Here is a 14,029-nt window from a genome sequence, read left to right as displayed (position 1 = left end):
TCCGTTACGCTTCCTTAAGCTTCCGGGCATCCGGCTGCTCTTGTGCGAGAACATAGCCGTAAGCCAGAAGGTAGAACAAGAAGAAATTCGCGTTGTTCCTCACTCCGAAGGAGTTGTATCCCGACAGGGCGAGCAGCATCACCAGAACAAGGAACGTGCCCTGTACCCTGCGGAGAATGAGGAACAGCAAGAAGATATAAAGGAGGATCAGGTATCCTACGTCAAAAAAGAGGATGACCCAGGGATTTTCGAGATAGACCGTATTATTGAACTGGTCGACAAGTGTGATCGTTTCGGTCGCTCCCCCCAGCCCCATCATTTGAAACGAAAAGACATGCTTGGCAAAGTAATCAAGAATCAACCATCTTGCTTCCGAAGAATCTTCTGCACTGCCTACCCGGTTCAGGAACGTCGTGCCAAGCGGAGTGGCCAGGGTAACCAGACCGATCACCGCCGAAAGCACCAGGGCCGTCGAGGACTGCTTCAGCGACTTCAGCCCTCCCGAGAACATATCCTTACTGTAGAAGAACACCAGGAACGAAATCAGGAAGAAGCTCCGGGATCCGGTCAGCAGGAGATCTACGGCGAACAGCAGGAGCAGCGGATATTTGATCTTCGCGCTCTTGATGTTCAATTGGACGATCATCATCGAGAAGAGAAAGAACAGCCCGTTATCGAGCGGATGCCCGATGATCGTCTTGATCCGGTACCCCTCCCGGAACGTCGAGTCCAGCCAGGTCGGCGTTTCTTCATCATAGATGTGCTGCAGCGGATTGGATTCCACCATATACTCGAAGATACCGATAAGTCCGATAATCGCGGCTATCCAGATGAGCACCCTGACGATCCGCTGTACCTTCGCTGCATCCACTTTCGTCTTCTGGTAGTAGAAGTACAGGAAGAAGCTGATCGGAGCAATATAGTTGTGGATCAGCATGGAGAATCCGCTGAAGCCCCGGAACAGGAACGTAACCAGGAAGAATACCCCTATAACTAGCAGACTGGTAATAACCACCTTATCAAACTTCACGTTGCGTTGAAGCAGATCCTCCAGCAGGGTTAAAGCGAACGCAATGAGCCACGCTACAACGAAGGGGTGAATCTTCAATGGATTCAATCCATTATGATCATAAAAGTCCAAGAGAAAGAATCGGCCCACGGCTACAAGCGCAACGACGAACAAAGGAATCCAGAAAGCAAACGACGATTCCTTCCCCAGCAGCTTCATCAGCAGATAAAAGACAAAGCCCAGCAGGATGTAGATCAGGTAGGCGTAAAAATGGGTGTTCAGCAGCACGGCGAATGCCGCTCCGCAAAGAAGGGGAAGCCCGAGAATGATGGAGTAGGTTTTGATTTGGGTCGTTGTCATATTATCCCTGCTTACTTCTTCTTGGATTGAAGACCAGTTCTTCGTACAGCGATACATAGGCTTCCATCATGACGGAAATATCGAAGTTCCGGCTGATCTCCAGCGCCCGCTCCGCCATCCGTTCAACCTCCTGTGGATTCCCGGCAGCCTGAAGAATCTTGTCCGCAAGACTCGAAGCATTGTCATTCTCGAAGAGATAGCCATTGACGCCATCCTGGACCAACTCGGCCGGTCCGTCGATATTTGAGGCTATCACCGGTACGCCAGCCGCCATCGCCTCAAGTACAACCAGCCCGAGGCCTTCAAAACGGGATGGGAGAACGAACACATCATAGTCGGCCAGCAGCCGGTTCACGTCCTGGCGGTTCCCGAGGAACCGGATCTCCTCCTGCAGCCCCAGTTCACTGACCAGACCGGTCAGGTAATCGAACGATTCACGGTCATAATCGTAGACGCCGCCAACAAAGGAGCAGGATACGTTCAGGCCCCGATCCTTGCACTCCTTCACCGCACGGATGAGCAGGTCCTGGCCTTTCTTCCGGTGCGTGATCCGGGCTACATTCACCAGACGGATGCTGTTCGCGGCCGTGCGGGAGTAGTCCTGTTTTCTGTACTGCAGGAAGCTCGAGGTTTTGATGCCGTTATAGATTCTCACGCAGTTGTCCACTCCACGCTGTACGGCGTCCACCAGCACCGACTCGGAGATCGCCACATTGCGGTTGATGATCTTGCGGTGAAGCAGGATGTGCAGAGGAGACAAGCTGCGAACGACGGACATGTCATGAATGGTGAATGCAATTTTCAACCGCGGCATCACCGCCTTGCAGAGAATCGCCCAAACCTTGCTTCCGTAAGTATGAGAATGGATCAATGGGATCCGGTGCCTGCGCACAATCCCGAGCAGCTGCAATAAATACTTCGGATGCTTGTGGGATGGGGGCCTGTCCAGAAAATACACCGGACGTCCCGTCTCCAGCAGTTCTTTCTTCATGGCTTCATTCACGAGATCGTTCATGACGACCACGACAAAATCAGCCGTATTTGTGTTCTTGCTCTCCACCAGCAAGTCAAGGAGAAGCTTCTCCGCTCCTCCCATCTCAAAGGAGGAGATCAGATGAAGCACACGAATTGGATTACGATTAGCAGTCACGAATACCCTCCTTTCTTAAGCTGAATTCACGCAGTTACAGGACGTAACCTGTTCTTTCTGTAATTCAAGTACAGCAGCATCAAGATCAGCCCATAGATCAGCCTCGCCGCTGCTACACTGATGGCCGCCCAGACCACGCCTAAGTAAGGGACGGTAGCATAGATAAGCAGAACAATGGCTGCAATTTGAATATACTTGCCTACCGTAATGAACCCCGGCTTTCCCAGCGAATAAATGGCCTGCTCTACCGGGGTAATCGCAAAGACCAGGATCGCCGATAGCAGCATAACCTGCAGAACCGGAATCGAGTCCAGATACTCGCTCCCCAAGATCCAAGGCACCACTACATTCACCAGTGGAATGCAGCAAATCATGACAAGAGAGATGGCGGCCGTAGCCTTCATAACCTTATTGGTATAGGCCATCACCTTGTCTTCTTCGAGCTCCGACATTTTGGGCAGCATGACCTTCCCAAAGGCGAAAGGAATGAAGGAGACAATGGCGGACAGCTGGAAGGCCGCATTATAAATCCCAATTTGCTCGTAGGACACCCAAAGAGAAATCATAAAAAAATCAATCCGACCGAGGGTATTGGTGGGTATCGATACCATCAGCATCCACTTCTGGTAGCCGAGCATCTCCTTCAGCTGCACGGCCGTCAAACGCCGGTCCAGGAAGCTTCGGACAAGAAGAACGTACTTTGGAAGGAACGCAAGTGAGAACATCACTGGAATGAGATACAGCAGGAGAGCATACTGCAGCAGAAGTGCTTCGCTGAACAACAGCAGAATCACGCACGCCACCAATACGATGTACCTGCAGATATTGATCAGAGCCCGAAGCTGAAAGCGCTGGACCGCCTGCAGATACGTATCGTTTACAAACAGCAGGGATTCTCCGATAAAGCCGATGATCAGATAGGGGATATATTCGGTGATCTCCTGCTGGCCCAGCAGCTCAAATATCTCTTCCCCGAAAAGAACAAGAACAAGAACAAACAGAAGCATGATGATCAGCTTGACGATTACATATAATCCGAAGATGCCGTTCAGGCTCGGTTTATCCTTGGAGGAGAACCGGACGGCCGTATTCTCCATGCCAAAATCGAAAAAGGCGCTGCAGAAGGCGATCGCTACAAAAATGTAGGAATACTTCCCGTAATCCCCTGCCCCCAGATGTCTCGACAATAATAAGATGACAACAAAATTCAATGCCTTCGTAGCGATACTTTCGGAGAATACGATCCCCAGATTTTTCAGAAGGCGGCTGTTCCGGTATTTCTCCAACGTCCTCATGATGTACAAACCTTTCAAAGAGTGATAAGAGGACTGCCCATCTTATGCTTTAACAGCCGGATCCGGAGCTGGTGTACGCTGATATTTTCAACGATAATCCTCTTCAACTGGTGCACATCCTGCCCCGGTTGATTAATGCCGTCGATCGCCGTGACCGAGGTCGTATAGATCCCGGCCAGCTCCCTCTTGATGGCCTGTGTGTAATCTTCCTGCTTCCCATACGGGTATGCAAAATGATGTACCCTGCTGCCGAGCCTCTCCTCGATCAGATGCCGGGACTCCGTTACCTCCTGAACCGCATCTTCATGCGCAATTTTGCTCAATGTGGGATGGTTCAGGGTGTGGCTTCCCATAATGGCACCGGAGCGGACCAATTCCTTCACTTCATGCCACTCGATCAGGAGGGAATCCTCCACTGCCAAGGGTACGCCGAACAAACGGCTGAGCCTCTCTAACGTATCTTTCTTGACCTGCTCATCGTACCGTTTGATCTCATTCTTGAGAACTTCGCTCAGCGAGACTCGCTCCGTCTGGGTGGTCAAGGGAAACGTGCCCGAGACATTCAGAATCGACAGCCGGATTTCGTTCAAACGGGTCGAAGCGACAAGGGTATCAATGACATCAGTCCACAATACGCTTCGCCGGTCGACAGCCCCCGCTGTCAGGTAGATCGTTGGAACGACTCCGTACTTCCGGAACAAGTCTATTCCAAGTGTGTAATTATCCCTGTAGCCGTCATCAAAAGTAACGACCATATAATCCTTGGTCAGCTTGCCCTGCCTTAGAAGCGGCTCCACTTCATCCATGGATATGAGCTCGAAGCCCTTCGCATAGAAGCGGAAATGGTTCTCGAGGTTACGGCGGGTGACTGCCAGAACATGAACATCGTCAGCATTCAGATTCTCCGATATTCTGTGATAGCCGACTATGTACAGGCCGCCGCGTCCGAGCAGGCGATTGGCTATGAAATAAGCGCCAGAATAATAGAACAAGCGCATTCCCCATTCTTTAACCGTCCTCTTCATTCCGGCTAATCTCATAATCGATCCTCCTTTACTGATTAATTCAAGAACCTCTCACACCATAGATCGGGAGTTTAAAGCCCGCTTTATCTCTCAGCAGCTCGGCAGCGCTTCGAACAGCCGCTGTATCGTATATGCTTCCGGCAGCGATCATCCCGCTCATCACTTCCGATTTCAACTCATCCCGGCTTCCGGTATAAGGCCAAGGCTTGCCAAGCAGATATTCAGCCATATAGCTGTAAGCTGCATTCAGACTCTGTCCCCGGCTCCCTTGGTAATGCCACAAGTCAACTCCGACATGCTCTGCCGCCGCAGCCAATAAAGAGAAGGCCTTCAGGTTATAGAGCGAATGATGGAAGGCCTTCGGCCCGTTCAGCTCATTGGGCATTCGGCCTTCACTGTCGATTTGCAGGTCGATCAGTCTCATGGAGTGATCCTGCAAATGGTGGAAAGCCGCTTGGTTCTGTCCCGTTGCCAGCAAGAAGGTGATGTATTCCACATCAAACCAGGTGCTGTGGTTATTAGCGGCACTCTTTCCCTTCCTCCCGACCTCGCTGCTCATCATCCATTCGGAGAACTGCCTCATCCACTCTCTGACCCCTTCGTCATTTTGCTGCGTCCAGGAAGGAGATCCCTCCAGCATCAGCAAGCTGTCCGGAAGATGAATCAAGAGAGCCGCATCAATAATATTGCCTCCCCCGTTCCGGCCCGGGAAGGTCTGCCCGAAGTTCAGGTTCGGATTCATCCGGGTCTCCGGATGCAGGAACCAGGTTTTCAGGAATAAGGAGGCCTGATGGGCGTAACGCTCGTCTCCCGTATAGTAATAAGCAAGGGCCAAGGTGTTCACGGCCTCGGTCATCTTGGAAAGAGCCGCTTTATCGTAATCCCCGGACATGGATTGGGAGTTAACCGCATCAGGAATCTCCTTGTAAGGCATTCCTCCCGGCATGGCAGGATCCGGCCAGCTGTGAGGCGATAAGCTCCAATAGTCATGCTTATCCCCGGTCGGTGCGATACCCGTCTTATCCATAACGGAAGGGGGAGTTAGACCAAGCGCTTTATCCGCCTCTTTCATTAGATATTGAAAACCGGGCAGCAGGGCGGCGTCCTGTTCCGCCAGCCGGAGCTTCATGCTTTCGACTTCATTTTTTTCCAATAAAAATAAACTCTTTCCGCGGGCTGCTTACCTGCTCCGGAACCGCACCTGTTTCCTGCACAGCGGTTCGTTCCACGGTTTTCGATTCGGTATCCGGTGCTTCCGAAATAAGGCCGGAGATCCTGCTGCAGGCCCCCAGGGCTGCAGCAAGAAGAATCACGGCAACGGCTGCTTTTTTATAGGCCACATTCACACAAATTCCCTCATCCTGCCAAAATAGTAAGCCCTTTCAGCCTCTTTCTCTCTCTGTGTGCTGCAAGGCGAATCTTTACTTCAATTGGGCGGCCTGTTCCACGATCTTCTGCATATAAGCCAGAACATCATCGCGCAGATCCGGCCGCTGCAGGGAGAAATCCAGCATCGTCTGGATAAAGCCCAGCTTCTCGCCCACGTCATACCGCGTGCCTTCAAACTCGTAAGCATAGACGGCTTCCATCCGGTTCAGCGCTGCGATCGCATCCGTGAGCTGAATTTCTCCGCCTGCACCCGTAGCCTGATTCTCGAGCACATCGAAAATCCGCGGCGTTAAAATATAGCGTCCGAGGATCGCCTGAGTGGACGGGGCCTCCTCGCGCTTCGGCTTCTCGACAAGCCGGGTTACACGGGTAACGCGGTCCTCAAGCTGCATACCGTCTACGATCCCATACCGGGATACCGTCTCAGGCTCCACATTCTGAACACCCAGTACGGATACCTGGTAAGTATCGAAGATTTCGATCATCTGCTGCAGGCAGGGCTTCTCGGAGACGACAATGTCATCTCCCAGCAGGACCGCAAACGGCTCGTCGCCGATAAACTTCCGTGCGCACCAGATGGCATGTCCCAGTCCTTTGGGCTCCTTCTGCCGGATATAATGGATATCCGCCATGGAGGTCGGATAACGGACTTCGGCAAGCAGATCCAGCTTGCCCTTCTCCTGCAGATTGGCTTCGAGTTCAAAATAGTTATCGAAATGATCCTCGATCGCCCGCTTGCCTTTTCCTGTTACGATAATGATATCCTCAATACCCGAGGCAACGGCTTCCTCTACAATGTATTGGATCGTGGGCTTGTCCACGATCGGAAGCATTTCCTTCGGCATGGCTTTGGTTGCAGGCAGGAACCGGGTTCCAAGTCCTGCTGCGGGAATGATGGCCTTCTTGATCTTCAATGAACTCTCTCCTTTAAAGTGATAATCTCTATATGGAATGAAGCAGGGTATATGGATTTAGTACGCCCCTTTGCTGGTCAGTACGACAATGATGGTTCTAAAGATGATTTTGATATCGAGCCATACGGACCACTGATCGATATAGGCTGTGTCGAGCTGAACCACCTGATCAAAATTCGTGACCTCACTCCTGCCCTTGATCTGCCACATGCCTGTCAACCCTGGCTTGATGCTGATTCTTCTATAGTGGTGAGTCTTATAGCGGCTGACTTCATCGACCGTCGGGGGCCGTGTGCCGACCAGACTCATCTCCCCCTTGAGAATGTTCAGGAACTGGGGCAGCTCGTCCAAACTGGTCTTCCGGAGAAAGCGTCCAATAGGAGTAATGCGCGGATCATCATCCATCTTGAACATGAATCCGCCCTGCACCTTGTTCTGCTTCATAAGCTCTTTCTTGCGTTCTTCCGCATCCAGGTACATCGAGCGGAATTTATAGATCTTGAACACCCGGCCGTTGACACCGACTCGGTCTTGGGCAAACAGTACGGGGCCGGGGGAATCCAGCTTGATCAGGGGGATAATGATCAGGGACGCAAGACCCGTGATGAGCAGTCCAACGAGTGCCCCGAGAATATCCAGCGTCCGCTTCATCATGAGCTCAACCACATTCAAGCTGACGGTGTGCAGAGTCAGCATCGGAAGGGTACCGACGGCCGTAAAGTGCGTTTTGGAGATGTTCAGATTGTAGATATTGAGCACCAGACGCGTCGTAATCCCCATATCCTCACACAGGGCAACCGCATGTTCCACCTTGGCGATATGCTGGTCCCCAACCGCAAAGATCACTTCATCGACGACATGCCGCTTCAGAATCTCTTCGAGCTCGTCCAACCGGCCCAGCGTCGGTGCCGCAAGCTCCTCCTCATCACTCTCGACGTGAATGTATCCGGCAAGGTCCATCTTCACGTTGGTTTTCGTAATAAAATACTCGAACTTGTGGATGACGCTCGGCACCCCGATGATGATGGTCTTCTTCACTCCGTTCATGACGGCACTGCCTTTAGAGCGATAAACCGCAATCCGCTGAACAACCGTTATAACGAACGCACTGAGCATGAAGATCGAGTAGAACATACGGCTGTACTCCAGCTCATCATTCGTATAAAAAATCATGGCGGCTACAAACAATGCTGATAGGAAGGAGGCCTTAAATACATTGCGGACGATTCGGTCATAGTAATTGAATGTCAGCTTATGATACATGTTGGAGAGAGACATTGAGAAGAAAAAGATCGGTACATAGATAACGAGCAGCCAAACATAAGATTCCATCGGGTGAAGCAAGGTTACATCGTTCGTTATAAAGTACGACATGACGAACGAAAGGATCAGCCCGATAATGTCGAAAAACAACATCTCGAGATGGACGTAAGAACTCTTATTAAATTTGTGCATGCGAATCTCCTTAGCTCAGAATGGGTAGATTGGTATGTAGAAGAATGAAGAAAGAGAGATGAGGGAGAATTTTGTCGAAAATGGCCGTTTTTTCTTCATTTTATAGAAGTGGTAGAGTTCGTGCAATAATTTTAATCATATCTTTAGAATTATTTTTCAAAAAGGGGATTGCATTTTAGGCGAGGAGAGGAAACTTTCCATAAAAAAGCCCCCGCTATGTATACCAAAAGCAGACACAGCTGAGGGCCGACTCCAAAGAGCTTATATCGGATGAAAAGCGTTTATTGTACGGTAATATTCATACCTTCCAAATTCATATGTTCCGTAGTGCCGCTAATCCACTGTTCTTCATGGGCGTTCGAAATGACAAACCGCTCTCCCCGTTCGCTCTGGAAGGAGATCTGCTGTACGTGCCATTCTCCTCTGCGTGTCAGGGAATCTGCCGCGAACCAACCTTCATACTTACCCGTCACATCATTCTTAACCAGGACCACCTGCTGCTCTGTCAGTCTGCCGCTCTTGGATTCAACGGCATACAGGAGGGTTACGGAGGAAACCGCCTGATCTTCGGCAAGATCCAGAGCCACTTTGACCGAATCTCCCGCTTGGGCCTTCGAGCTGTTGACTTCAGCGGCTTCCATAACCGGAGCAAAAGCGGCGACGGCTTCCTTATCTGTTCTGGTACTTTCCGCTTTTCCCGGCTGTGCTACACTCACATATACTTTCAACGCGGTCCGGCCCTTCTCGGATACCTCGACATCCACACTCTGCTCGCCCGAAGGAACACGGGAAGTACCGAGAATCCTTCCTTCATGCTCGCCATCGTATACGGTAACCGTATCCCCGGCCTCAACACTGCTGACTCTTACCGACTGCAGCACCCGGTCATGGTCGCTGTAGACCGCAATGGAATCAGGCTGAGGGGCACGGCTGGCTTCGGATGCCAGCGCGGCTGCAGCTGTTCCCAAGGAGCAGGTTAACAGCAATATAGAGAGCATGGATGTTTTTTCATCTTTATAGTGAACACGAGGTTTCCTCCCGGACGCCGAGTAAGTAGTACATTTGAACTATATCCGTGATCTTTCTCTCAGATTATATTACCTTTCGATCTAATTTTCAATCTTATTTTCATGAAAAAGAAAAAACAGCATGACATCGAGCCTAGTTCGTCCCTTTCGGTACGGCCGATTCAGAGTAAGTGACCTCTGATTTTCTTCGGTCGACTAGAGTTGCCCGAATCCACTGTAGGAGCGGCTTCTCCACAAATTTATAAAATAGGCATCCAAAAATAACCGCAGCTATGCAGACAAACACAGACAAAAGTATGGGATGGCCCAGCTTCTGATAGAGGTGCAGCTTATCGCTAACTGTTCGGAAGGAAAGGATCACGATAATGTGAGTCAAAAAAATGGAATATGATGCGTCGCCAATTTTCACAAGCCACTTATTTACCGAAACCTCTCGTTTCATCTCATAGCTAGCAAAGCCTAGAATGATAAAAAAGAAAGGAACCCCCCACAAGAACACATGGTTAAGCGTAAGCGTCCAAATTTCTTGAGAAATTAAAGAAAGAGCAAGTATGGCTCCCCCCAGATAACTGAATTTGGTTAAATCACGTTTGGTATGGAGGATGATATGTGCCGCCAAACAGCCTGCTGCAAACTCCACATTTAATGGATTTAATACCAAATCGAGATACGGACGGTTTTCAAACGAAATACCCACACCCAATAAAATAAGCATGCTGGCTATCCAAACTAAAACCCATGGGCCAAACCATTTCCTGCTCATTAATAGAAGGCAGAACACCAAATACAAGAAGACCTCATACCTCAAAGTCCATGCCACTCCAAGAATAGGCTGGGCGGTATCAGGCAGCAGCAAGAAAGACTTCAAAATATGGGGAGCATTCAGCTGTTCGCCAGCGAATATTAGTAAGACCAGATAACCCATGGTAACAACCCAGTAAAGCGGGATAAGCCGAATGAAGCGTTTGAGCAGGAAGGTCTTAACCTTCTCAGGACGGTTAAAATCTTGCCGGTGAATGTAGTAAATGATGAATCCGCTAAGTACAAAAAATAAATCGACTCTCGCATATGGATAATCAAAGGGCTCGTAGATCAAAGCTTCGATGTTGTACTTCTGAAGCAAGATCCGGTCCGTATGATGAATGACCACCATTAAGGCAGCCAGACACCGCAGAAATTGCAGAAAATGCAGTCGTTTTTTCAAACCGATGAGCCTCCTGATAACTATTGGGATATAAATTCAATCTCTTTTCTTTCATTTGCTTTACACTACTTTCCTATCAAGTTCAAATGACTTGTTCATTTTGAATTAAAATTCTACATTTTTCAACATATTTTTATAGATTCAACCAAAGTTGATGTTACTTATTGCCTATATCGTCCTGTGCCATTACAATCAATAGAATCATGTTAACGCTGGAACGAAACTGGAGGCATTGAAAATGATACGAAAAATGAAGGAGCTCCTCAAAAAAGCACGCGGGGAAATATCAACGGAGCAATTGATCAAAATGGGCTTGACCGTAGGAAAAAACTTCAACCGCAGGCCGGGATGTATTATTGATTATTCCCATTGCTTTCTCATCACCATTGGGGATGACGTTACTTTTGCACCACGTGTGCATATCTTGGCCCATGACGCTTCAACAAAGGTGCATCTCAATTACACCAAAATAGGTCTCGTCGAGATTGGCGACCGCGTATTCATTGGCGCCGGGGCGATTGTCCTGCCTAACGTAAAGATCGGAAATGACGCGATCATCGGAGCGGGTGCTGTCGTCACCAAAGATGTGCCTGCAGGATCGATCGTGGCCGGAAGCCCGGCGCGTGTTGTTGGAAACACAGCGGAGTATATCGAAAAGAATAAAGAGCTTATGACACTAAGCCCCGTATACGACCATACGTGGACGCTGTCACACGGAATAACTCCAGAGCAAAAGAGAAAAATGAAAGAAGATCTTAGAAACAAAATTGGATTCATCGAATAGAAAGAATAGCCAAGCTCCCTCTGCCCTAATAAGCAAGGGAGCTTTTTAGTGATGATATAATAAAAGAAACCGGCAAAATTTGCCGGTCCCCATCTTGTGTTCTATTATTTTCTGAGCTGCTCCATAACCGCATTGTAAGCCGGCTTCTTCCCGAAGGAATCGTCGAAGAGCAGAGGGTACTCACTGAAGCCGGTATCCTCATTCAGCCAGCTTTGGCTGTCGTTCAGGCCCCACGCGATAAAGAATTTGCAGCTCGGCAGGCTGAGTGCCACTTTCATGACGTTACCATATACCGCTGCGGCCGCATTCATCTTCTGTTCCATCGTCCCCTGGAACGTATGAGTCACGAGATCCATCTCCGTAATATCGGTGTCGAGCCCGAGTGCCGCGAAGCGCTGGAAGTTGGTTTTCATGTCATTGTAGTTCAGGCCGTCAATTGTCAGGTGCGTCTGGAATCCGATTCCGTCGATCGGTACCCCTTTGCTCTTCAGATCCTTCAGCATCTTGTAGATCGCGTCGGACTTTTCATTCTTCACTTCCGAGCTGAAGTCGTTGTAGTACAGCTTCGCCTGCGGGTCTACTTCATGGGCAAAGCGGAATGCCATCTCGATGTACTCCGGTCCGATATTGTTGTACCACACGGTCGGACGGTACTGGCCGTTCTGCCAGAAGGCTTCGTTCACTACGTCCCATCCGTAAACCTTGCCTTTGAAGTGCTGAACGGTCTTTGTGATGTGGTCCTTGAGAATGGCGATCCATTCTTCCCTTGTAAACTTGCCGTTTTCCACCCAGGATGGGAGGGAACTATGCCATACCAGCGTATGGCCTCTTACAATTTTATTGTTCTTCAGCGCGAAGTCCACCAGCGCATCGGCTTCGCTGAAGTTATAGATTCCTTTTTGCTTCTGAATCACACCCATCTTCATCTGGTACTCCGGTGTGATCGTATCGAACTCTTGATTGAGCACGGCCGCATATTCGCTTTTGTTAACGAGCCAGCTCTGCGTCGCTACACCGATATGCTTTCCTTTCGCTTGAGCCGCTTCCTTGAGCGTAACCGCCTTCTGTTCCTTCTTGTTCGAAGTCTTGGCAACGGAAGATGTGGCGGCGGAAGATTTGACTGCGGTGGCAGCCATGGCTGTCGAAGCGGTAAAGTCAGCAAAGGAAGCCGCGGCAAGCAGATTTATCGTAAGCAGGGAAGTAACTGCAATGTTCCATGTTCTCTTCATCGGGATCACCTCTAAATGGTTTAAAGGATATCCTTAGCGGAACGAAAAATAGACTTATCCATTGAGCCGGATAAGCCTATTTGCAGTTTCACAAATAACTTACTTTCAACCGGCAACTGGCTGGCATGGTCCTAAAGACTGTAGCCCCTGTAGCTTTGCGTCACTGGCTTTCACCAGTTTTGCCTTTGTCGGATATTTATTTTTGTTCGTTAAGGTACTATCTGAGTAGGATTATAACATCCGAACCCCGAAATGTATAGTACTTTATACGCATTTTTCCACAAATATCGACCTTGATTTTGCTTGTCAGTCCTGCATTCCACGGATGCAGTGAACAGCTCTCTGCACACAGATGCCAAAAGTACCATGAACTATCTGTCCCTATGCTTCTCCTTCATCCCCCGCATAATAAGCGAACACCGTCTCGATCGGCTTAAAATACAGGTGTCCGTCCGGCCAGGCTTGGAAGTGCAGATCCATCCGCGAATCCTCCCAGTTCTCGGGGGTGCCCGAGGTATGGAGCTTGCGCGGGCTCAGCGGTTCCTCCACCACCTTGGGGAATTCCTGATACCCGAAGAGCAGGTTCTCATGCATGGCGATCATCTCGTACTTGTTCCCGAGGAAAGCCCGCTCCTCCTGCAGCTGGTAGTGATAGTAGATATAGCTGCTCATCATCTCCGGCCGCAGATGGGCGACACGCCCCACTCTCTGCTCCACCGGCGCCTTGCGCAGCCAATGCTCCCGGGAGACGGGCTCGTTGAAGTGAAAGACGTCAATCATCGGCACCCATTTCCGAAGCTCTTCGCCCCCGGGCCAGTCCATGAGAAAGGGGCCGGCTTCCCCCGCCAGCTCCTCCGGCGCCACATCCGCTCCGGTACATTCATAATACAGGAACAGCCGGCCCTCCCAATGAAACGCTGCCGCCGTCATCAGCCTGCCGCCGGAAACCAGCCGGCGTGCTCCCTCGTTGTCCCGCAGGAAGGCGAGCCCCTCGCTTTCCCTGCCTTTGGCCAACTGTCCTCTATAGATCATTCGTTTCATGAACATCCGCTCCCTTTTTCCCCGAATGATTCATTCATACTATAAGCAGCGGCATTCAGCAATAAGACAATCCTGCACCCCTTGCATGATCTTGTACCGCCGCACCCGAAATTATCTCTAACATCACCACCCTCCAATACAGACAA

13 protein-coding genes and 1 riboswitch are annotated in these 14,029 nt (G+C 50.0%); of the genes, 1 reads left to right on the top strand and 12 read right to left on the bottom strand.

Features of this window, described 5'->3' with window-relative positions; all coding sequences use genetic code 11:
• Positions 1-4 precede the first annotated feature (4 nt).
• The 10 genes from PM3016_RS04375 to PM3016_RS04335 all read right to left on the bottom strand — a co-directional run bounded on the left by PM3016_RS04375 (position 5) and on the right by PM3016_RS04335 (position 10,829).
• Positions 5-1,369 carry a hypothetical protein gene (locus PM3016_RS04375; RefSeq protein WP_014368562.1) on the bottom strand — a complete coding sequence of 455 codons (1,365 nt, stop codon included), beginning with the start codon at positions 1,367-1,369 and terminating at the stop codon, positions 5-7.
• 1 nt (position 1,370) lies between these two features.
• Positions 1,371-2,519 (bottom strand): glycosyltransferase, encoded by a 1,149-nt coding sequence (locus tag PM3016_RS04370; protein WP_014368561.1) that lies wholly within the window; start codon positions 2,517-2,519, stop codon positions 1,371-1,373.
• A 26-nt stretch (positions 2,520-2,545) separates the two neighbouring features.
• Positions 2,546-3,814: a lipopolysaccharide biosynthesis protein gene (locus PM3016_RS04365; protein WP_014368560.1), complete on the bottom strand. Its 1,269-nt coding sequence runs from the start codon at positions 3,812-3,814 to the stop codon at positions 2,546-2,548.
• 14 nt (positions 3,815-3,828) lie between these two features.
• Positions 3,829-4,854, bottom strand: coding sequence for a polysaccharide deacetylase family protein (locus PM3016_RS04360; RefSeq protein WP_014368559.1), 1,026 nt, complete (start codon positions 4,852-4,854; stop codon positions 3,829-3,831).
• A gap of 25 nt (positions 4,855-4,879) precedes the next feature.
• Positions 4,880-5,992 (bottom strand): alginate lyase family protein, encoded by a 1,113-nt coding sequence (locus tag PM3016_RS04355; RefSeq protein ID WP_238540441.1) that lies wholly within the window; start codon positions 5,990-5,992, stop codon positions 4,880-4,882.
• Positions 5,979-6,185: a hypothetical protein gene (locus tag PM3016_RS39340; protein WP_238540440.1), complete on the bottom strand. Its 207-nt coding sequence runs from the start codon at positions 6,183-6,185 to the stop codon at positions 5,979-5,981. Before PM3016_RS39340 ends, PM3016_RS04355 begins: the two co-directional genes overlap by 14 nt.
• A 75-nt stretch (positions 6,186-6,260) precedes the next feature.
• Positions 6,261-7,142, bottom strand: coding sequence for a UTP--glucose-1-phosphate uridylyltransferase GalU (gene galU / locus PM3016_RS04350; RefSeq protein ID WP_014368558.1), 882 nt, complete (start codon positions 7,140-7,142; stop codon positions 6,261-6,263).
• 57 nt (positions 7,143-7,199) lie between these two features.
• On the bottom strand, positions 7,200-8,597 hold the full coding sequence (locus PM3016_RS04345) for a sugar transferase (protein WP_014368557.1): 1,398 nt from the start codon (positions 8,595-8,597) through the stop codon (positions 7,200-7,202).
• 281 nt (positions 8,598-8,878) lie between these two features.
• Positions 8,879-9,595: a hypothetical protein gene (locus PM3016_RS04340; protein ID WP_014368556.1), complete on the bottom strand. Its 717-nt coding sequence runs from the start codon at positions 9,593-9,595 to the stop codon at positions 8,879-8,881.
• Between the two features lie 163 nt (positions 9,596-9,758).
• Positions 9,759-10,829: an acyltransferase family protein gene (locus tag PM3016_RS04335; protein WP_014368555.1), complete on the bottom strand. Its 1,071-nt coding sequence runs from the start codon at positions 10,827-10,829 to the stop codon at positions 9,759-9,761.
• A gap of 238 nt (positions 10,830-11,067) precedes the next feature.
• On the opposite strand from PM3016_RS04335, the gene PM3016_RS40660 reads away from it, so the two are divergent.
• Positions 11,068-11,613 (top strand): acyltransferase, encoded by a 546-nt coding sequence (locus tag PM3016_RS40660; RefSeq protein WP_014368554.1) that lies wholly within the window; start codon positions 11,068-11,070, stop codon positions 11,611-11,613.
• Between the two features lie 104 nt (positions 11,614-11,717).
• On the opposite strand, the gene PM3016_RS04325 is transcribed toward PM3016_RS40660, so the two are convergent.
• Positions 11,718-12,842 carry an endo-1,4-beta-xylanase gene (locus PM3016_RS04325; protein ID WP_014368553.1) on the bottom strand — a complete coding sequence of 375 codons (1,125 nt, stop codon included), beginning with the start codon at positions 12,840-12,842 and terminating at the stop codon, positions 11,718-11,720.
• Between the two features lie 108 nt (positions 12,843-12,950).
• A riboswitch (cyclic di-GMP riboswitch) is annotated at positions 12,951-13,036 on the bottom strand.
• 187 nt (positions 13,037-13,223) lie between these two features.
• The gene (locus PM3016_RS04320) at positions 13,224-13,883 is read right to left on the bottom strand and encodes a hypothetical protein (RefSeq protein WP_014368552.1); all 660 of its coding nucleotides are present in this window, start codon (positions 13,881-13,883) and stop codon (positions 13,224-13,226) included.
• Between the last annotated feature and the right edge of the window lie 146 nt (positions 13,884-14,029).

Origin of the sequence: Paenibacillus mucilaginosus 3016 (genome assembly GCF_000250655.1) — a bacterium.
In the GTDB taxonomy this organism is placed as follows: Bacteria; Bacillota; Bacilli; order Paenibacillales; family NBRC-103111; genus Paenibacillus_G; species Paenibacillus_G mucilaginosus.
This window is presented reverse-complemented; position numbering and strand designations above follow the sequence as displayed.